Source organism: Streptomyces albofaciens JCM 4342, assembly GCF_008634025.1.
Lineage (GTDB): Bacteria > Actinomycetota > Actinomycetes > Streptomycetales > Streptomycetaceae > Streptomyces > Streptomyces albofaciens.
Window position 1 is genome coordinate 2,338,788 of sequence record NZ_PDCM01000002.1, and the last position, 19,948, is coordinate 2,358,735.

Annotated in this window: 19 protein-coding genes; 4 read left to right on the plus strand and 15 right to left on the minus strand. The window is 70.8% G+C overall.

Features of this window, described 5'->3' with window-relative positions:
* Positions 1-31 precede the first annotated feature (31 nt).
* The 9 genes from CP973_RS30155 to CP973_RS30195 form a co-directional block, all read right to left on the minus strand.
* Positions 32-1,537: a hypothetical protein gene (locus CP973_RS30155; protein ID WP_150247035.1), complete on the minus strand. Its 1,506-nt coding sequence runs from the start codon at positions 1,535-1,537 to the stop codon at positions 32-34.
* A 449-nt stretch (positions 1,538-1,986) separates the two neighbouring features.
* Positions 1,987-2,640: a potassium-transporting ATPase subunit KdpC gene (gene kdpC / locus CP973_RS30160; protein WP_150247036.1), complete on the minus strand. Its 654-nt coding sequence runs from the start codon at positions 2,638-2,640 to the stop codon at positions 1,987-1,989.
* A gap of 5 nt (positions 2,641-2,645) precedes the next feature.
* Positions 2,646-4,760 carry a potassium-transporting ATPase subunit KdpB gene (gene kdpB / locus CP973_RS30165; protein WP_208853414.1) on the minus strand — a complete coding sequence of 705 codons (2,115 nt, stop codon included), beginning with the start codon at positions 4,758-4,760 and terminating at the stop codon, positions 2,646-2,648.
* 53 nt (positions 4,761-4,813) lie between these two features.
* The gene (gene kdpA, locus CP973_RS30170; RefSeq protein ID WP_150247038.1) at positions 4,814-6,490 is read right to left on the minus strand and encodes a potassium-transporting ATPase subunit KdpA; all 1,677 of its coding nucleotides are present in this window, start codon (positions 6,488-6,490) and stop codon (positions 4,814-4,816) included.
* An 8-nt stretch (positions 6,491-6,498) separates the two neighbouring features.
* Entirely contained in the window at positions 6,499-6,588 is a 90-nt protein-coding gene (gene kdpF, locus CP973_RS30175) for a K(+)-transporting ATPase subunit F (RefSeq protein ID WP_003982525.1), read from the minus strand.
* Between the two features lie 331 nt (positions 6,589-6,919).
* On the minus strand, positions 6,920-7,948 hold the full coding sequence (locus CP973_RS30180; RefSeq protein WP_150247039.1) for a hypothetical protein: 1,029 nt from the start codon (positions 7,946-7,948) through the stop codon (positions 6,920-6,922).
* A 200-nt stretch (positions 7,949-8,148) separates the two neighbouring features.
* Positions 8,149-8,922, minus strand: coding sequence for a DUF3710 domain-containing protein (locus CP973_RS30185; RefSeq protein ID WP_208853333.1), 774 nt, complete (start codon positions 8,920-8,922; stop codon positions 8,149-8,151).
* A 1-nt stretch (position 8,923) separates the two neighbouring features.
* Positions 8,924-9,445 carry a dUTP diphosphatase gene (gene dut, locus CP973_RS30190; protein WP_003982527.1) on the minus strand — a complete coding sequence of 174 codons (522 nt, stop codon included), beginning with the start codon at positions 9,443-9,445 and terminating at the stop codon, positions 8,924-8,926.
* Positions 9,442-10,035 (minus strand): PaaI family thioesterase, encoded by a 594-nt coding sequence (locus CP973_RS30195; protein WP_150247041.1) that lies wholly within the window; start codon positions 10,033-10,035, stop codon positions 9,442-9,444. Before CP973_RS30195 ends, dut begins: the two co-directional genes overlap by 4 nt.
* 58 nt (positions 10,036-10,093) lie before the next feature.
* On the opposite strand from CP973_RS30195, the gene CP973_RS30200 reads away from it, so the two are divergent.
* Positions 10,094-10,537 (plus strand): DUF3093 domain-containing protein, encoded by a 444-nt coding sequence (locus tag CP973_RS30200; protein WP_150247042.1) that lies wholly within the window; start codon positions 10,094-10,096, stop codon positions 10,535-10,537.
* Positions 10,538-10,730: 193 nt separating this feature from the next.
* Here CP973_RS30200 and CP973_RS30205 read toward each other — a convergent pair whose 3' ends face one another.
* The 4 genes from CP973_RS30205 to CP973_RS30220 all read right to left on the minus strand — a co-directional run bounded on the left by CP973_RS30205 (position 10,731) and on the right by CP973_RS30220 (position 14,370).
* Positions 10,731-11,567: a hypothetical protein gene (locus CP973_RS30205; RefSeq protein WP_425282034.1), complete on the minus strand. Its 837-nt coding sequence runs from the start codon at positions 11,565-11,567 to the stop codon at positions 10,731-10,733.
* 15 nt (positions 11,568-11,582) lie between these two features.
* A complete protein-coding gene (locus tag CP973_RS30210) occupies positions 11,583-11,885 on the minus strand; it encodes a DUF4193 domain-containing protein (protein ID WP_003982531.1) in 303 nt (100 codons plus the stop codon).
* A gap of 571 nt (positions 11,886-12,456) precedes the next feature.
* On the minus strand, positions 12,457-13,710 hold the full coding sequence (locus tag CP973_RS30215; RefSeq protein WP_150247044.1) for a sensor histidine kinase: 1,254 nt from the start codon (positions 13,708-13,710) through the stop codon (positions 12,457-12,459).
* A gap of 6 nt (positions 13,711-13,716) precedes the next feature.
* Positions 13,717-14,370 carry a response regulator transcription factor gene (locus tag CP973_RS30220; protein ID WP_003982533.1) on the minus strand — a complete coding sequence of 218 codons (654 nt, stop codon included), beginning with the start codon at positions 14,368-14,370 and terminating at the stop codon, positions 13,717-13,719.
* Between the two features lie 363 nt (positions 14,371-14,733).
* Between CP973_RS30220 and CP973_RS40230 the strand changes: the two genes are divergently transcribed.
* Positions 14,734-14,907 (plus strand): hypothetical protein, encoded by a 174-nt coding sequence (locus CP973_RS40230; RefSeq protein WP_003982535.1) that lies wholly within the window; start codon positions 14,734-14,736, stop codon positions 14,905-14,907.
* 85 nt (positions 14,908-14,992) lie between these two features.
* Here CP973_RS40230 and CP973_RS30225 read toward each other — a convergent pair whose 3' ends face one another.
* Positions 14,993-15,793 carry an inositol monophosphatase family protein gene (locus tag CP973_RS30225; RefSeq protein ID WP_150247045.1) on the minus strand — a complete coding sequence of 267 codons (801 nt, stop codon included), beginning with the start codon at positions 15,791-15,793 and terminating at the stop codon, positions 14,993-14,995.
* An 85-nt stretch (positions 15,794-15,878) separates the two neighbouring features.
* Positions 15,879-17,060, minus strand: coding sequence for a ferrochelatase (locus tag CP973_RS30230; RefSeq protein WP_150247046.1), 1,182 nt, complete (start codon positions 17,058-17,060; stop codon positions 15,879-15,881).
* A 140-nt stretch (positions 17,061-17,200) separates the two neighbouring features.
* On the opposite strand from CP973_RS30230, the gene CP973_RS30235 reads away from it, so the two are divergent.
* Positions 17,201-18,523, plus strand: coding sequence for an MFS transporter (locus CP973_RS30235; protein WP_150247047.1), 1,323 nt, complete (start codon positions 17,201-17,203; stop codon positions 18,521-18,523).
* Positions 18,405-19,802 (plus strand): D-arabinono-1,4-lactone oxidase, encoded by a 1,398-nt coding sequence (locus CP973_RS30240; RefSeq protein ID WP_150247048.1) that lies wholly within the window; start codon positions 18,405-18,407, stop codon positions 19,800-19,802. The genes CP973_RS30235 and CP973_RS30240 overlap by 119 nt, the downstream gene beginning before the upstream one ends.
* Positions 19,803-19,948: the final 146 nt, after the last annotated feature.

Here is a 19,948-nt window from a genome sequence, read left to right on the forward strand (position 1 = left end):
CCATCACCTACAGATGACGAAAGGAGCGCGCTCAGGGCCGGGTGAGCGCTCTCGTGACTCCCGCGACCACCGTCGTGGTCAAAACCCATCCGGCCAGTACAGCTGCCCAGGCCACCCATTGCCCCGGCCCCTGCGGGCTGAACGCCCGCTGCTGTCCCAGGTCGAGCACAGGCAGGAACACATCAGCCGCGTAAGCCGCCGCCACGAAGTGTGCGGTACCGTCTCCGCCGGTGCGTGCTGGTGGATTGAAACCGAAGTAGCAGGCTGTGGCGGCAATACCGGCCAGGATCCATCCGAGAGCGCGGAGCGGCCGATACCCGTATCCCACAGTGACATCTTGCAGCCGGCCCCAAAGCTTCGCAGGCAGACGCAATCCCGCGCGCCGATTCCGCTGTTTCACGAGAAGGACAGTGCGGGCTTCCTCGTCATGTCCGATACGTCGATAGTAGGCCGCCAGTTGCTCGTAGCACCATGGCTGATACCGAGTCTGCCCGCGCATCATCCAACCGATGCGATCGCATGCTGGGCGGTGGGGACTCAATAGTTCATACCGCGCACGATCGAGGTCGAGACAGTCGGGTGAGAAGTCGGCATCATCGTGGAACACCTCCATGGCGGCTCCTGTCAGCAGCACGGCCCGAGGTGATTGTCGGAGCTGGTCGAGGAACAGGACACCCAACCGGGCGTTCGCGCAATCGAGCACTGCGGACTCGCCACCGGCGAAATGCGCTCCGCGGAACGAGAGCCGACCGTCGACACGGCAGTCCGAGAGCACAACGCCGCCGATCGCCCTGAAGCCGTCGCCGCACGTGAGATTCCCTGCCACCGTCGCGCGTGCCGCCCGAAGCGCGACACCGTCCCGTCTGACCGCCCTGGCACCGTCCAGTTCGATTCCCGCCCCGACCGACGCACCGTACAAGTTCACGCCACCTTCGGCCGACATCCCATCACGGGCGTAGAGACCACCTCGCACTCTCAAGTTGGGAGCGTTTAACGCCCACTCATCGGCATTCGACATTCGCGCTCCGTTCAACCAGAAATGCCCGCCGACCTCCGCTCCGAAGAGTTCCGCTCCGCCGGCGAACACAGTGCCGGAGCACGACAGGTCCGAGGCGACGGCGATGTTGTGCGCCCGAAGTGCGAAACCGCAGCGATTGACAAGTCTCGCCTTGTTCAGTTCGAGTCCCGCCCCTATCGACGCGCCATAAAGATTCATGCCGCCTTGCGCCGAAAACCCGCCACCGCAGTACATCCCACCCGACACCACCATGTCCGGTGCGTCGAGAGCGTAACCATCGGCGCAGGACAGTCGTGCCCGAACCAGCCAGACCCGCCCCTCGACCTGGGCTCCGAAGAGCCCGACCCTGCCTGCAATGGCGTTGGTCAGGTCGAGGTCGCCCCGAATGGTGACCCCATAGCCGTCCAGCCGTGGAATGCGTGAGCCCCGGAGCGACAGGGAGAGCAGCTCAGATGTACCCACGTGCACCGGCTCATCGAACGAGCACTCTTCCATGATCAACGGGCGTTCGATCCGCATGTACCGCAAACACAAAGCCCCTGTGATCCTCGCACCCATCAGGTGCAGCGCTGTTGTCCCTCCGGACGATTCGCCCGCTTCGCACGCCAGTGCAGCGATTGCTTCGGCCCGGACGCAGCGTTCAGGGCCCCACGCGGCGGCTCGCTGAACGTCGTTGTCGACGCTGCTTCCGTCACTCAGAGCGAGTGCAGCCCCCTCGCGCAAAGCCGACCACAGTCGCCACTCGTTCACACTCAGGTCCTCAGGTATGCGCATCCGGCCCCCTCACCACGCGTACCGACCCGCTCCAGTTGTACAGGGGTACACCGGATTCCGGCCTTGGTCAGAGAAACCAGGAGCCTTCCGCGGCATTACGTCTGGAAACAACAGCGGGCCCACCCGTATGCAACGGGCGGGCCTGCTGTGTTGGGGGCGGGCCAGTGACACACCGGCCCCCGTGAAACACCTGCCTACTTGGTCAGCTCCCGCAGCCCCATGTTCAGCTTCAGGACATTGACCCTGGGCTCCCCCATGAAGCCCAGGACGCGGCCCTCGGTCGTGTCCTCGACCAGGCGCTCGACCTTCGCGGGGTCCAGGCGGTTTTCCTTGGCCACCCGGTTGACCTGGAGTTTCGCGTACGCCGGGGAGATGTCCGGGTCGAGGCCGGAGCCGGAGGAGGTGACGGCGTCGGCGGGGACCTCGGACTGGGGGACGCCGTAGGTCTCGGCGACCCACTGCTTGCGTTCCTTGACGGCGGCGATCAGGTCGGTGTTGGTGGCGCCCTGGTTGGTGGGGCCGGAGACCTGAAGGTCGTACTGGGTGTTGACGCCGTTGGTCTTGTTGCTGCCGAGTCCCGCGGACGGGCGCGGCTGGAAGTAGCGCAGGTCCGGGATGGGGTTGCCCTTGGCGTCCTTGCCCTTGTCGTAGCGCTGGCCGAGGAGTTCGGAGCCTACGGACCTGCCGTTCTGCGTGACCTCCGAGCCGTTGGCCTTGTCGTGGAAGGCGGCCTGGGCGACGCCGGTGACGACGAGGGGGTAGAGCACGCCGCAGACCACGGTCAGGACGAGCAGGGCGCGCAGGCCGGCGCCGAAGAGGCGGGCGGTGTTGCGTACCGCGTTGTTCATGGGAATCACCCGATCCCGGGGATCAGCGAGATGAGCAGGTCGATGAGTTTGATGCCGATGAACGGGGCGATCAGACCGCCCAGTCCGTAGATGCCGAGGTTGCGGCGGAGCATCCGGTCCGCGCTCACCGGGCGGTAGCGCACGCCCTTGAGGGCCAGCGGGACCAGCGCCACGATGATCAGCGCGTTGAAGATGATCGCGGACAGGATCGCGGACTGCGAGCTGTGCAGCCGCATGATGTTGAGCGTGTCCAGGCCCGGGTAGGCCACCGCGAACATCGCCGGGATGATCGCGAAGTACTTCGCGACGTCGTTGGCGATCGAGAAGGTGGTCAGGGCACCACGGGTGATCAGGAGCTGCTTGCCGATCTCGACGATCTCGATGAGCTTGGTGGGGTTGGAGTCCAGGTCCACCATGTTCCCGGCCTCCTTGGCGGCCGAGGTGCCGGTGTTCATGGCCACGCCCACGTCCGCCTGCGCGAGGGCCGGGGCGTCGTTGGTGCCGTCGCCGGTCATCGCGACCAGCTTGCCGCCCGCCTGTTCGCGCTTGATCAGCGCCATCTTGTCCTCGGGCGTGGCCTCCGCGAGGAAGTCGTCCACGCCCGCCTCGTCGGCGATGGCCTTGGCCGTCAGCGGGTTGTCACCCGTGATCATGACGGTTTTGATGCCCATCTTGCGCAGTTCGACGAAGCGTTCGCGCATGCCCTCCTTGACGACGTCCTTGAGGTGGATGACGCCCAGGACGCGGGCGCCGTGCTGGTCCTCCAGGGCGACCAGCAGCGGCGTGCCGCCGGCCTCGGAGATGCCGTTGGCCAGCCGGTCGGCGTCGTCGGGGACGGTGCCGCCGCGCTCGCGCACCCAGGCGATGACCGAACCGGTCGCGCCCTTGCGGACCATGCGTACGGTGCCGTGCTCGGTCACGTCCACGCCCGACATGCGGGTCTGGGCGGTGAAGGGCACCCACGTCGCGTCGACCAGCTCGCCCTGGTGGCGTTCGCGCAGCCCGTACTTCTCCTTGGCCAGTACGACGATGGAGCGGCCCTCGGGCGTCTCGTCGGCCAGCGAGGACAGCTGGGCCGCGTCCGCGACCTCGGCCTCCGTGACGCCCTTGACCGGCACGAACTCGGCGGCCTGGCGGTTGCCGAGGGTGATGGTGCCGGTCTTGTCGAGCAGCAGCGTGGAGACGTCGCCGGCGGCCTCGACCGCGCGCCCGGACATCGCCAGGACGTTGCGCTGGACCAGCCGGTCCATGCCCGCGATGCCGATGGCCGACAGCAGCGCGCCGATCGTGGTCGGGATCAGGCAGACCAGCAGCGCCAGCAGCACGATCATGGGCTGCTCGGCGCCCGCGTAGACCGCGAACGGCTGGAGCGTGACGACGGCCAGCAGGAAGACCACGGTCAGCGAGGCGAGCAGGATGTTCAGCGCGATCTCGTTCGGCGTCTTCTGCCGGGCGGCGCCCTCGACCAGGTTGATCATCCGGTCGATGAAGGTCTCGCCGGGCTTGGTGGTGATCTTGACGACGATGCGGTCGGAGAGCACCTTCGTACCGCCGGTGACCGCGGACCGGTCCCCGCCGGACTCGCGGATGACCGGCGCCGACTCGCCCGTGATGGCCGACTCGTCGACCGACGCGACACCTTCGACGACATCGCCGTCACCGGGGATGATGTCACCGGCCTCGCAGACGACGAGGTCGCCGACGCGCAGCTCGGTGCCGGGCACCTGCTCCTCGGCGCCGCCGTTCAGACGGCGGGCCACGGTGTCCGTCTTGGCCTTGCGCAGCGTGTCCGCCTGCGCCTTGCCGCGGCCCTCGGCCACCGCCTCCGCCAGGTTGGCGAAGATCACCGTGAGCCAGAGCCAGACGGCGATGGCCCAGCCGAACCAGTCGCCCGGCGACATCAGCGCGAAGACCGTGGTCAGCACGGAGCCGACCTCGACCACGAACATCACCGGGGACTTGACCATCACCCGGGGGTCCAGCTTGCGCATCGCGTCCGGCAGCGACTTCACCAGCTGCTTCGGGTCGAAGAGACCGCCGCCGACACGGCCGTCGCCGTCCGGCCGGTGCCCGGCGGGCACGTCCTGATGGGGCGCGCGGGTCGGTGTTGCGGTGGACATGGAGCGGTGCTCCTCTTGCTTGGCGTCGTGCTGTGCGTCGTTTACGTCGGTGGTCATGACAACCCCTCCGCGATCGGGCCGAGCGCCAGCGCCGGGAAGTACGTCAGACCGGTGATGATCAGGATCGTGCCGACCAGCAGCCCCGCGAAGAGCGGCTTCTCGGTACGGAGCGTGCCGGCGGTCTCCGGGACCGGCTTCTGTCCGGCGAGCGAGCCGGCCAGCGCCAGGACGAACACCATCGGCAGGAAGCGGCCGAGCAGCATCGCCAGCCCGATCGTGGTGTTGTACCAGGGGGTGTTGGCGTTCAGGCCGCCGAAGGCCGAGCCGTTGTTGTTGGCGCCGGAGGTGAAGGCGTACAGCACCTCGGAGAAGCCGTGCGGGCCCGCGCCCAGCGCCTTGGTGTTGAGGATCGAGCCGAGCGCGTCCGGCAGCACCATCGAGGCGGCGGTGAAGCCGAGCACCAGCGTCGGGGTGATGAGGATGTAGCAGGCCGCGAGCTTGATCTCGCGGGTGCCGATCTTCTTGCCCAGGTATTCGGGGGTACGGCCCACCATCAGGCCCGCGATGAACACCGCGATGACGGCCATCACGAGCATGCCGTACAGGCCGGAGCCGACGCCGCCGGGCGCGATCTCGCCGAGCATCATGCCCAGCAGCTGGATGCCGCCGCCGAAGGCGGTGAAGGAGTCGTGGAAGGAGTCCACGGCACCGGTCGAGGTGAGGGTGGTGGAGACCGAGAAGATCGACGAACCGCCGATCCCGAAGCGCGTCTCCTTGCCCTCCAGCGCACCGCCGGCCGCCTGGAGCGCCGGGCCGCCGTGCGCGAACTCGGTCCACATCATCAGGGCGGTGAAGCCGAGCCAGATGACGCCCATCGTGGCCAGGACCGCGTAACCCTGCCGTACGTTGCCGACCAGCTTGCCGAAGGTACGGGTCAGCGAGAACGGGATGACCAGGATGAGGAAGACCTCGAAGAGATTGGTGAAGCCGTTGGGGTTCTCGAAGGGGTGGGCGGAGTTGGCGTTGAAGTAGCCGCCCCCGTTGGTGCCCAGCTCCTTGATGACCTCCTGCGAGGCGACCGCGCCGCCGTTGGTCTGCTGGGTGCCGCCCATGAACTGCCCGACCTCGTGGATGCCGGAGAAGTTCTGGATGGCGCCGCACGCGACGAGGACGAGCGCGCCGATGACGGCGATCGGTATCAGCACCCGCACGGTGCCGCGTACCAGGTCCGCCCAGAAGTTGCCCAGGTCGCCGGTACGGGTCCGGGAGAACCCGCGTACGAGGGCGATCGCGACGGCCATGCCGGTCGCGGCCGAGACGAAGTTCTGCACCGCCAGGCCGGCCGTCTGCACGACGTGGCCCATGGCCTGTTCACCGCTGTACGACTGCCAGTTGGTGTTGGCCACGAAGGACGCGGCGGTGTTGAACGCCTGGTCCGGGCTGATCGAGGCGAAGCCGTACGACAGCGGCAGGCTGCCCTGCAGACGCTGGAGCAGATAGAGGAAGAGCACCCCGGCCAGGGAGAACGCGAGGACGCCGCGCAGGTACGCGGGCCAGCGCATCTCGGTGTCCGGGTGGGCGCCGATGCAGCGGTAGATGATCTTTTCGACGCGCAGGTGCTTGCGGGAGCTGTACGTGGCGGCCATGTAGTCGCCGAGGGGGCGGTACGCCAGGGCGAGCGCGGCCACGAGCGCGATGAGCTGGAGCACGCCGGCCAGGATGGGGCTCATAAGGACGCTCAGAACCTCTCCGGGAAGACGAGGGCGAGGACCAGGTAGCCGAGCAGGGCGACGGCGACGATCAGACCGACGACGTTCTCGATGGTCACAGCTTCGTCACCCCCTTGGCGACGAGCGCCACCAGCGCGAAGACCGCGAGCGTGGCGACGACGAAGGCCAGGTCGGCCATCGTGTGCTCCTAGTGGGATCGGTGGATCTGACCCCTAGAGCAAACAACCAACCCGACCGTTTCCGACCGCCGTTGACGCCTCCCTTACGGCCATTAGCGCCGCATTGACGATTCTCATACGCTTCCTGCTCTGACCTGCACAAACACTGATGGGCCGCACTCCTTGGGAGGGAGTGCGGCCCACCGGAGCGCTTGTTTCCAGCCGCGGAAAGGGGCGTACGGGCCGGTCCCTCAACCGAAGACGGAGTTCTTCAGCGGGACCAGACGGAGCGCATCAGAGCCCTCCGCTCCGCCGGCGCCTCCGCACGCACGAAGCCGCCCGGCTCTTCGCGCTGTATGCAGTCGATGCCGTAGCGGTGGAGCAGCAGGAGGTCGTCCTGCGCGACAGGGGCCGGGAAGAGACCGCTCAGCCGGTCGGGGCGCCGGGGGCTGTGCGGCGCGTAGTCCAGCAGCTGGGCGAGGGCCTGCCGTACGTACGCGTGCGACGCGGCGCTCTTGGCCTCTATGACCTCGGTGCCCTCGTCGTCCGAGAGGTACAGGTCGCTGACGCCGGACGGGCAGAAGAAACGGCCGACTCCCTTCCGGCCCGTGGAGGCGAGATGGTCCCTGTAGGCGGCGACCAGCCGGGCTTCCTTCCGGTCGACCACGATCAGCCGCCCGGTGCGCTCGTAAGCCGTCCCGAACGTCCGGTTCTGCTCGGCCGCGGCCATCCGTACGGCCGCCCGGCTCCCGGAATCCGGCCGCTGCGCGGACTCAACGGCCCGGGCCTGCTCGACGCTTGAGGTGATCATGAGTTCTTCGAGCACCGAACGCGCCCGGTCGTCGGGGAAGACCATCTGTCCCGGAAACACGTGCGTCGGCTTGTAGCCGAGGGCGGCGTTCAGGTCGCGGTACGGGATGTCCGTGTCTGTCAGATCGAGCAGGGTGTAGACGGTGTGCCAGCTCGGGGCGCTTTCGTCCGGGGGCGGCCACAGCAGGTCGGCCAGCTCACGGTTCCGGAAGATCACGCCGATCTCGGCCACCGCGCGGACCCGGTTGCCGCCGGTGAACAGGACGACATCGCCCGGGGCGACGTCGCGCATCTTCTTGTCGTGGCTCGGCACGGCTCCCCAGAACCGTGCCCGGCCCTCGGGATGGGCCGCCAGCAGCCGACTGCGCTGCTCATCCGTCAGCGTGCGGGCATAACGGCTGTCCACGAAGGGCACCGGCTGTTCGACGGTGTCCGCCCAGTGCTCCCGCGACGCGGCCTTCCCGTAGGAAGGCGAAATCAATAAGTGCACTTGTGCGCATCCTCCATGCGGATGTGGGGACAGCAGGCGCCTGCCCCGGGAACCAGGAGGAAGCCCGGTGCCCCGAGCCCGACCGGCCCTACGCGAGGCGTTGTGCCCGCCCTTCGCGTGCCCCCTCCACAACAGCATGCGTTCCCGGAGCCGTCGGGGCCCCGGGAACGATGTCGTACGGCGCGTCAGCCGTGGTGGCGTCAGCGGATCTCCGTGATCTCCGGGCCCCGTTCCAGGCGTTCCACGCCGCCGCCGAAGCGGGAGGTTTCGGCGGTTTCCTGCTGGACGCCGTCGGGGACCATCTGGGCGTCGTCGGGGAGCTTGAGGACGATGGGGTCGCGGGGGGCCATGGGGGCCTCGCCGCGGACGACCACGGTGTCCCGGAAGATGTGCTCCAGGATGCCGGCGGCCTCGGGCTGGACCGCGCCCTGGCCGGAGATGACGCCGCGCAGGAACCAGCGCGGGCCGTCGACGCCGACGAAGCGCACGACCTGGACGCCGTTGGTGCCGTCCGGGAGCTGGACGGGGACCTGGGCGCGCAGTTCCCAGCCCAGCGGGCCCTCGACCTCGTCGACGACGCCGCCCTGCTGGGTGATACCCGCGCCGATCTCCTCGCGGACCTCGCCCCAGATGCCCTCCTTCTTGGGCGCGGCGAACGCCTGGAGCTGTACGGCGCTGTCCTGGAGGACCACGGTGGCGGCGACGATCGCGTCGCCCGCGACCTCCACGCGCAGTTCCATGCCTTCCACGCCGGGCACGAACAGGCCGCCCAGGTCGACCCGTCCCTCGGCGGGGTCGGAAACCTCGGAGAGGTCCCAGGGGCCGTCGGGCCGCGGGGCGGGCGGCAGGTTCACGCGCCGCTCCTCCTCGGCGGGCCCGGCTGCCTCGTCCGCGGAGTCCGAGGCCGTCGCGTCGGCTTCCGCCGCGCGGGCCGGCTCTGCGGGAGCCTCGTTCTTCTTGCGACGTCCGAACACGTCACTGTCCTTCCCGGTCGGCACCGACCGATGCGTATCCATTCCCACCCGTGGAGCCGTCCACCGCCGCATGACCGCCGGTGGAACCGAATCCCCCCTCGGCCCGCGCCGAGCCGGGAAGTTCCGCCACCTCGTGGAAGCGCACCTTCTCGACCTGCTGGACGACCAGTTGGGCGATCCGGTCGAACCTCTCGAACCGCACGCGTTCGCGCGGGTCCAGATTGACCACGATCACCTTGATTTCCCCACGGTACCCGGCATCCACCGTCCCGGGGGCATTCACGAGCGCCACTCCGCAACGGGCCGCCAGGCCCGAGCGGGGGTGCACGAACGCCGCGTACCCGTCGGGGAGGGCGATGGACACCCCGGTGGGGAGCACCGCCCGCTCTCCCGGGGCGAGTTCCGCCGCCTCGGTGGTCACCAGGTCGGCGCCGGCGTCACCGGGGTGTCCGTAGGCGGGCAGCGGAACGTCCGGGTCCAGACGCCGGATCAGTACATCCACCGGGTTGCGTACCTGACTCACGGGTTCACCTCAAAAGCACGAGCTCGCCTGACCTGGTCCGGATCGGCCATCGCGGCCTGGATCTCGGCCGGCCGTCCGTTGTCGATGAAGTGGTCGATCTTCACCTCGACGAACACCGCGTCCGCGCGGACCGCGACCGGTCCGCCGGGCCCGCCGATGCGGCCCACCGCCGTCGAGTAGATCTTCCGGCCGTGGACGGCGGTTATCTCCGCGTCCAGGTGCAGGACCGTACCGACGGGTACGGGACGCCGGAAGTCGGTCTCCAGGCGGCCGGTCACCGCGATCACCCGCAGCAGCCAGTTCAGCGCGCCCAGCGTCTCGTCCAGGGCGGTGGCCAGCACACCGCCGTGCGCCAGGCCCGGCGCGCCCTGGTGGGCCTCCTTGACCGTGAACTCGGCGGTCACCCGCACGCCCTCCTCGGCGCGGGCCTGCAGCTGCAGCCCGTGGGGCTGCGCGGCACCGCATCCGAAGCAGTGGTCGTAGTGCGCGCCGAGGAATTCCCCGGGCGCGGGGGCGTCGGGGTGCCGCACCGGGGCGACGGCGTCGGCCGGTGGCGTCAGCCGCGTCGGGGCCTTGTCGGTTCCACTCACGAGTGCAGACCCTACCCGCGCGGCCAACCGGCCCGCGCCGCCGTGCCAAGCTGGAGTCATGCAGTCGTACGAAGAACGCCTCACCGCGCCCCGCTCCTGGTGGGTGATCGCCGGCCTGATCGGCGTGGCCTGCGCCCTGATGCTGCTCCCGCTGGGGACACTGCCCATGCTCGGCGGTCTGATCGGCGGCGCGGCGCTGGCCGCGGTGGCGGTCAGCTCGTACGGCTCGGTGCGGATCCGTGTGGTGGGCGACTCGCTGATCGCGGGCGACGCCCGGATCCCGGTCGCGGCGCTGGGCGAGGCACAGGTGCTGGATCCGGAGGAGGCGCTGGCCTGGCGTACGCACAAGGCCGACACCCGCGCGTTCATGCTGCTGCGCAGCTATGTGCGGACCGCGGTACGGGTCGAGATCACCGACCCGGAGGACCCCACTCCCTACGCCTACCTCTCGACCCGCGAGCCGGAGCGCCTGGTGGCCGCGCTGACGGCCGTACGGGCCTGAACCGATCCCGGGGAAGGCGGCGCGGCGGCGGGGGCGTCACCGTGCGGCACAGCGGCCTTTCCGGGGGTGTGGAAGAAAGGCCCCAGGGGGTCAGGGGGGCGGTGCGGGGCTGCCTCGGCGGGCTACCGGCCGGGATGGTCCTCAACGGGCACCGGCCGGGATGGTTCTCAGCAGGCACCGGCCGGGGCGGTCCTCAGCCGGCGGCGCGCGGCGGCAGGGCCGTCGTCGCGGACTCCGGCAGGGCCTCCCAGGGCACCTGCTTGGTGCGCAGGTCGGCGCGGACCTTGTCCGCGAGCTTCTTGGTGTCCCGACGGTTCATGAACGCGCCGACCGCGGCGCCGACCATGAACGGGGTCAGGTTCGGCAGATTGCGCAGCGTGCGCTTCATGATCTGCTGGCGCAGTTCGCGCTTCATCTGGCCGCCGAGCGCCGCGTTGACCGTCGTGGGCTTCGTGACGTCGATGCCGCGCTCCTCGGTCCACGCGGCCAGGTAGGCGGTGCTGCGCTGGGCGAGGCTGCCGGGCGGACGCAGGCCGTAGACCTCGTGGAGCTCGGCGATGAGCTTGATCTCCACGGAGGCCACCCCGACGATCTCGGCGGCCAGCTCGGCCGGCATGGCGGGCGGCACCGGCAGCATCGCCGCCGCGCCCACCCCCGCGCCGACGGTGGCGGTGCCCCGGGTGGCTCCGGCGACGAGCTTGTCGGCCAGTTCCTCGGGGGTCAGGCCGGGGAACTGACGGCGCAGCGTCGCCAGGTCGCGGACCGGGATCCGAGGGGCGTTGTCGATGATGCGCTCGGCGACCGCCGAGAGGCCCTTGCGGACGCCCGCGCGGCCCTTTCTGGCGCCGCGGCCCACTGCCGCCGCGAGCGAGGCCGCACGGCCTCGCTCCTCCACTGCACCGGTCGTCCGCTCCGCGGGGAGGGCGGTCGGGTCGGCGGGCACGGGCGCGGTTTCGTCTCGTGAGCGTGCGCCGGCCGCCGGGCCTCTCTCGCCCTTGCGTCCCTTACGGAACGGGTTCACGCCTGCCACGGCGTAGTCCGGTCCTCAGGCCGCGCAGTCGCGGCAGATCGGCTGGCCGTTCTTGTCCTCCGCCGCCAGCTGGCTGCGGTGGTGGACCAGGAAGCAGCTCATGCACGTGAACTCGTCCTGCTGCTTGGGCAGCACCCGGACGGCGAGTTCCTCGTTGGAAAGGTCGGCGCCGGGCAGTTCCAGGCCCTCGGCCTGCTCGAACTCGTCGACGTCGACGGCCGAGGCGGACTTGTCGTTCCGCCGCGACTTCAGTTCTTCGATGCTGTCCTCGTTGAGGTCGTCATCTGTCTTGCGTGGGGTGTCGTAATCCGTAGCCATGTCGCTCTCCCCCTCTGGGTGTCTGCGGTGTCTCCAGCGCACGTAACGCGTGAGAGGCCGGACTTGTGCCCGACCTGAGGCGGAGATTTTGCCTCACATCAAGGTCTGTTACTCAATCGACACCCAACCGCACCCCTGAAGAGGTGATCGGTTTGGATGGCGATCAGGACCGTACACGGTCCGAATGTCGCACCTCGCGCACGCCATCACGTGTACTTCCCGTGATCAAGGGCCTGGGAAACCCGGATTTTCCCGGCCTTCCGCCGACCGCGCCGATCACGGAGAGTGGATGGCTCGAACCCCGCGCCTGTGAGGGATCACACACGAACGGGCCGTCGGGCGGACCGTAGGAATTCAGCGCAAAGCGAACTCGGCGAAGGATCCACGGCCGCCCGCCGTCCCGTCAAGCCGGGGCGGCTGCCGTGCGGAGGGCGACCAAGGGTGCCAAGAGACCGGGTCCCGGGTCAAAACGGACAGTCCGACCGGGGTGCGGGCGGCACGGCACCCCGCCCGCACGGCGGCTCCCGCGGCGTCCGCACAGCGGCCTCCGCGCCGGCTCTCCCACCGGCTCTCACACCGGCAGGACGACGCGCATCTCCAGGCCGCCGCCCTCGCGGGGCGTCGCCGTGATGGTGCCGTCGTGGGCGCGCACCACGGACCGCACGATGGACAGGCCCAAGCCGACGCCCTTGTCGCTGCCGGTGCGCTCCGTGCGCAGACGGCGGAAGGGCTCGAAGAGGTTCTCCACCTCGTACGCCGGGACCGCCGGACCGGTGTTGGAGACGACCAGCACCGCACAGCCCTGCTGCGGCTCCGTGGTCACCTCCACCCACCCGTCGTCCTTGATGTTGTAGCGCACCGCGTTCTGTACGAGATTGAGCGCGATGCGTTCCAGCAGGACGCCGTTGCCCTGGACGAACGCCTGCTGGCGTACGCCGCGGATCTCCACGCCCTTGGCCTGGGCCTCGGCGCGGGCCTGGTCGAGGGCCTGGGAGGCGACCTCGGCCAGGTCGACCGGCTTCTTGTCCACGATCTTGTTCTCGCTGCGGGCGAGCAGCAGCAGGCCCTCGACCAGCTGCTCGCTGCGCTCGTTGGTGGCCAGCAGCGTCTTGCCCAGCTGCGCCAGCTCCGGCGAGGCGTCCGGATCGGCGAGCTGGACCTCCAGCAGGGTGCGGTTGATCGCCAGCGGGGTGCGCAGCTCGTGCGAGGCGTTGGCGACGAAGCGGCGCTGGGACTCGAACGCCCGGTCCAGGCGGTCGAGCATCTCGTCGAAGGTGTCGGCCAGCTCCTTGAGCTCGTCGTCCGGGCCGCCCAGCTCGATACGGCGGTGCAGGTCCGAGCCCGCCACGCGCTGCGCGGTACGGGTGATCCGGCCCAGCGGCGACAGGACGCGGCCGGCCATCGCGTACCCGAAGGCGAACGCGACGACGGTCAGGCCCAGCAGCGCCAGCAGGGAACGGTTGAGCAGGGTGTTCAGGGCCTGTGCGCGCTGGTGCTGGAGGCAGCTCTGGATCGCCTGGGTGAAGATCTCACCCGAGCTCTCGTTGGGCAGGTTGCAGACGTTGCTGGTCGCCGCGAAGTTGCCGCGCAGGATCTTGACGGGCAGCTCGCTGCCTTCCTGGAGCGCGTTGGCGGCCAGCATGTAGATGATCGTGAGCAGCACGATGCCGGCCATCAGGAACATGCCGCCGTACAGCAGGGTGAGCCGTATCCGGATGGTCGGGCGCAGCCAGGGGAAGGGCCGGACGTTGACCGGTTTGGGGTCCCAGGTGGGCATGGGCGGGGTGGTGGGCGGCGGGGTGGGCGCCTTGGACGAGGTGGGCATCGCCGATCAGATCCGGTACCCCGAGCCCGGCACCGTGACGATGACCGCCGGCTCGCCCAGCTTGCGGCGCAGGGTCATGACCGTGACCCGTACGACGTTCGTGAACGGATCGGTGTTCTCGTCCCAGGCCTTCTCCAGCAGCTGCTCCGCCGAGACGACCGTGCCCTCGCTGCGCATCAGCACCTCCAGCACCGCGAACTCCTTCGGCGCGAGCTGGACCTCCTTGCCGTCGCGGAAGACCTCGCGGCGGTTCGGGTCCAGCTTGATGCCGGCCCGCTCCAGGACGGGCGGCAGGGCGACCGTCGTACGGCGGCCCAGGGCCCGTACCCGGGCGGTCAGCTCGGTGAAGGCGAACGGCTTGGGGAGGTAGTCGTCCGCGCCGATCTCCAGGCCCTCGACGCGGTCGCTGACGTCGCCGGAGGCGGTGAGCATCAGCACCCGGGTGGGCAGGCCCAGCTCGACGATCCGGCGGCAGACGTCGTCGCCGTGCACCAGCGGAAGGTCCCGGTCCAGCACGACCACGTCGTAGTCGTTGATCTCGATGCGTTCCTGGGCGGCCGCGCCGTCGTACACCACGTCGACGGCCATGGCCTCCCGGCGCAGCCCGGTGGCCACCGCATCGGCGAGCAGCTGCTCGTCCTCGACGACGAGAACACGCACGTCGCTAGTCCTTCCTCACAGCCCTGGGCGTACCGGGGCACGGCAAAATCGGAGCCCCTCCATCCTGCCCCGAACAGCTGTAAACCGGCAGTAAGAGGGGTGGCCGGTGGCGTACGGGACCATCGGCCCGGGACCCGGGGTCCCTACGGCGCGCCACCGGAGCGATGTCTTCCGGCCCCTCCCGCAATTCCCGGGCCGCTTGAGGTTTCCGTGAGGTTGCCGTTGGGGAGGACGACTGCACACCCGCGATCACGCCCTGTTCGGCGCCATCTCGTGCTCCGATCCATCCGCAGGGACCACGCCGTGATCGTCCCACCCGTCGGCACACCCCCGTGCCACCGACCCACGACGAGGGGGCGCACCATGGACGCGTTCACCGCAGGCATTCTGCAGCGCATACGGAACACCGAAGCCGACCTGGACCGGGCCCGCGAGGCGGGCGACGACTTCCTCGTCGAGGTGGAGCAGGCCGAGCTGGAGGATCTGCAGCGCCTTGCCAGCGAGCACGGCGTACAGGTCACCGCAGCCACCGCCTGAGCACCTCCCGGCCCGCAGAGGGCAGCGCCCCGGCCCCGCGAAGGGACCGGGGCGCTGTCGTGTGCGGGCACGGCAGGGCGGGCGCTCAGTCGTGCCAGGCGCCCAGCTCCTCCAGCAGCGGCTGGAGGGTCGCGAACACCTCCGGGGAGGCGGCCACGGCCAGGTCGTTCGAGACCGGCTCGCCGGGGCGGCCGCCGGTCAGCGCGCCGGCCTCGCGGGCGATCAGGTCGCCGGCCGCCATGTCCCACGGGTTCAGCCCGCGCTCGTAATAGCCGTCGAGGCGGCCGCAGGCCACGTCGCACAGGTCGATCGCGGCCGAGCCGCCCCGCCGGATGTCGCGGACCCGCGGCAGCAGGGTGCGCAGCACCTCGGCCTGGGCGGCGCGGCGCTCGCCGATGTAGGCGAAGCCCGTACCGATCAGGGCCTGGGAGAGCGGCGGGGCGGGGCGGCAGTGGACCGGCTCGCCGTTGAGGTGCGCGCCGCCGCCCAGGACCGCGTGGTACGTCTCGCCGCGCATCGGCGCCGCCACCACGCCCACGACGGTCTCGCCGTCCTTCTCGGCGGCGATGGACACCGCCCAGGACGGCAGCCCGTACAGGTAGTTGACCGTGCCGTCGACGGGGTCGATGACCCAGCGCACCCCGCTGCTGCCCGTGACACTGGCGCCCTCCTCCCCCAGGAAGCCGTCGGCGGGGCGCCGCTCGGCGAGGAAGCCGGTGATCAGCTTCTCGCTGGCGAGGTCCATCTCGGTGACGACGTCGATGGGGCTGGTCTTCGTGGCGGCCACGCCCAGGTCGGCGGGGCGGCCGTCGCGCAGCAGCTCGCCCGCGCGGCGGGCGGCCTCCAGGGCCAGGTCGAGAAGTTCGGCGTGCAGCGGGTCGGTCACGGTGCTCCTTGGCTCTACGGGCGGCCGCTCGGGACGGCCGTGCGGGGCGGCACGGGGCCGCCGTCGGTGGCTCTGTACGGGGCGCCTACCCCTGGGCCTCCGGCACCGGCCCCGTCCAGTCCGCGCCCGCGGCGGCCGGGCGCGGCATGCGGGCCGGGCAGCAGCCGACCGGGCACAGGTCGTGGCTGGGGCCCAGCTCGCCGAGGGCGCAGCGCGCCGGGGCGCCGCCCTGCTCGGCGGCGGCGCGCTCCAGCACCAGGTCGCGGACGGCCGCGGCGAAGCGCGGGTCGGCGCCGACGGTGGCGGAGCGGGCGACCGGCAGGCCCAGTTCGGCGGCCTTGGCGGTGGCTTCGGTGTCCAGGTCGTACTTGACCTCCATGTGGTCCGAGACGAAGCCGATGGGGGCCATGACCACGGCGGGGACGCCCGCGCGGTGCACCTCTTCGAGGTGGTCGCAGATGTCCGGTTCCAGCCAGGGGATGTGCGGGGCGCCGCTGCGGGACTGGTAGACCAGCCGCCACGGGTGGTCCACGCCGGTCTCCTCGCGGACCGCGTCGGCGATCACCCGGGCCACGTCGAGGTGCTGGGCGACGTACGCGCCGCCCTCGCCGTCCTCGGTGTGGTCCGCCGGGGCGCCGGAGGTGTCGGCCGCGGCGGTCGGGATGGAGTGGGTGGTGAAGGCGATGTGCGCGCCGTCGCGGACGTCCGCGGGGAGTTCGGCGAGGGAGGCGAGCACGCCGTCGATCATGGGGCGGACGAAGCCGGGGTGGTTGAAGTAGTGGCGCAGCTTGTCGACCTGGGGCACGGGAAGGCCGTCGGCCTGGAGGGTGGCCAGGGCGTCGGCGAGGTTCTCGCGGTACTGGCGGCAGCCCGAATACGAGGCGTAGGCGCTGGTGGCGAGGACGGCGATGCGGCGGCGGCCGTCGCGGACCATCTCGCGCAGCGTGTCGACCAGGTAGGGCGCCCAGTTGCGGTTGCCCCAGTAGACGGGCAGGTCCAGGCCGTGTTCGGCGAAGTCCGCGCGCAGGGCGTCCAGCAGCTCGCGGTTCTGCGCGTTGATCGGGCTGACGCCGCCGAACAGGAAGTAGTGCTGACCCACCTCCTTCAGGCGCTCGCGGGGGATGCCGCGGCCGCGGGTGACGTTCTCCAGGAAGGGGACGACGTCGTCCGGGCCTTCGGGGCCGCCGAAGGACAGCAGCAGCAGGGCGTCGTAGGGACCGGGGGTCCCCCCGGCGGTTGAAAGGGGCGGATCGCACTGTTCGGGCATGGCTTCGATCCTGCCACCAGCCACTGACAGGCGGAAAACCGGAGGCGCCCACGCGGGAACCGCGCGTAAGCTGTGTCGGCCCCCGACATGCCTTACCGGCGCCGGACCACCGGCCGTCGGCCTCACCGGCGGAGTTCCCGTTGCCAAGCCCCTACCGCGCGCTCTTCAGCACCCCCGGGACCAGGTCCTTCACGGCCGCCGGCTTCCTGGGCCGGATGACGCTGTCGATGGCGAGCATCGGCATCGTCACGATGGTCTCCCTGATCACCGGACGGTACGGCCTGGCCGGCGCGCTGGCCGCGACCGTCGCGCTGGCCTCGGCGGTGCTCAGCCCGCAGGTCTCCCGGCTGGTGGACCGGCACGGCCAGCGCCGGGTGCTGCGCCCGGTCACGCTGATCTCGGCGGCGGCCATGGCGGGCCTGCTGGTGAGCGCGCAGCAGGGCTGGCCGGACTGGACGCTGTTCGTCTTCACCGCCTGCTCGGGCTGTGTGCCGAGCGTCGGCGCGATGGTCCGCGCCCGCTGGGCCTCCGTCCACCAGGACGCGCCGCGGCTGCTGCACACCGCGTACTCCTGGGAGTCGATCGTCGACGAGGTGTGCTTCATCATCGGGCCGATCCTCTCCATCGGCCTGTGCACCTCCTGGTTCCCCGAGGCGGGCCCGCTGCTCGCGACGGTCTTCCTGGTGGCCGGGGTCTTCTGGCTGACGGCGCAGCGCGCGACCGAGCCGCCGCCGCATCCGCGCGAACACCACGGCAGAAGCTCGGCGTTGCGCTCGCGCGGCCTCCAGGTGCTGGTGGTCACCTTCGTGGCGACCGGTGCCATCTTCGGTGCGATCGACGTGGTGACGCTGGCGTTCGCCGAGGAGCAGGGCCACCAGGGCGCCGCCAGCCTGGTGCTGGCGACCTACGCGCTCGGCTCGTGCACCGCCGGCGTGGTCTTCGGCATGCTGCACTTCAAGGGCCCGGCCGCCCACCGGTGGCTGGTGGGTGTGTGTGCGATGGCCGTGAGTATGATCCCGCTCCAACTGGTCGGGAACCTGCCGCTCCTGGCCGTGGCGCTCTTCTTCGCGGGCCTGGCCATCGCGCCGACGATGGTGACCACCATGGCCCTCGTCGAGCAGCACGTACCGCGCGCGAACCTGACCGAGGGCATGACCTGGACCAGCACCGGGCTCGCGGTCGGGGTGGCGCTCGGCTCGTCGGCCGCCGGCTCGGTGGTGGACGCGGCCGGGGCCGGGCGCGGCTACCTGGTGCCGGCCGTGGCGGGGGCGCTCGCGGCGGCGGTGGCGTTCCTCGGGTACCGCCGGCTGCGGCCGGCGCCGCAGCGGGAGGGGACGGGCGCAGATGGCCGAGGCACACAGGACGACCGGCAGGACGGACACGGGGGCGCGGACGGGGCCGGTCCGGACGGCGCGGGCCGCCCGGACGGCACGGGGGAGGACGCCCCGGCCCGCCTGGCGTAACTGGGCGGGCAACGTCACCGTACGGCCGGCGCGCAGCGTCGCACCGGCCTCCACCGAGGAGCTGGCCGCCGCGGTCCGTGCGGCGGCGGCCGACGGGCTGACGGTCAAGGCGGCCGGCACCGGCCACTCCTTCACCGCGGCCGCCGCCACCGACGGGCTCCTCATCCGGCCCGAGCGCCTGACCGGCATACGGAAGGTGGACCCCGCCGCCGGCACCGTGACCGCGGCGGCGGGCACCACGCTCAAGCACCTCAACCAGGCGCTCGCCTCGCACGGCCTGTCGCTGGCCAACATGGGCGACGTCATGGAGCAGACGGTCTCCGGCGCGGTGAGCACCGGGACGCACGGCACCGGCCGCGACTCGGCGTCCATCGCCGCGCAGCTCACCGGGCTCGAACTGGTCACCGCCGACGGCTCGGTGCTCACCTGCTCCGCCACCGAGGACCCGGAGGTCTTCGCGGCGGCCCGGGTGGGGCTGGGCGCCCTGGGCGTGATCAGCTCCGTCACCTTCGCCGTGCAGCCGCAGTTCTGGCTGACGGCCCGCGAGGAGCCGATGTCCTTCGCGCGGGTGACGGCCGAGTTCGACCAGCTCGTGGCCGAGAACGAGCACTTCGAGTTCTACTGGTTCCCGCACACCGGCAACTGCAACACCAAGCGCAACAACCGCAGCCTGGGCCCCGCCGCCCCGCTCGGCCGGCTCAGCGGCTGGATCGACGACGAACTGCTCTCCAACGGGGTCTTCGGCGCCGCGTGCGCCGTCGGCCGGGCGGTGCCCGCCGCCGTTCCGGGCATCGCCCGCCTCTCCAGCCGCGCGCTGTCGGCCCGTACGTACACCGACATCCCGTACAAGGTCTTCACCAGCCCGCGCCGGGTGCGCTTCATGGAGATGGAGTACGCGCTGCCGCGGGAGGCCGCCGTCGGGGCGCTGCGCGAACTGCGGGCGCTGGTGGAGCGCTCGGACTTCCGGGTGAGCTTCCCGGTGGAGGTGCGCACCGCGCCGGCCGACGACATCCCGCTGTCCACCGCCTCCGGGCGGGACACCGCTTACCTCGCCGTGCACATGTACCGGGGGACGCCGTACCGGGCGTACTTCAGCGCGGCCGAGCGGATCATGACGGCGCACGGCGGCCGACCGCACTGGGGGAAGCTGCACAGCCGCGACGCCGCGTACCTTGCGGGCGTCTACCCGCAATTCGCGGAGTTCACCGCGCTGCGCGACCGGCTGGACCCGGGGCGCCTGTTCACCAACGCCTACCTGCGGCGGGTCCTGGGCTCATGATGCCGGCGGCCGCTGCGCACAATCCCCCGGACGACTGAAGCGCTCAGCCGGCCTAACGTCCTGGACGGATGAACGGGCCGGCCGCTCCACGGGCCCGGCAGCACGGCGGCCCGGACCCGGCGTGCTGCCGGGTCCGGGCCGGTCGG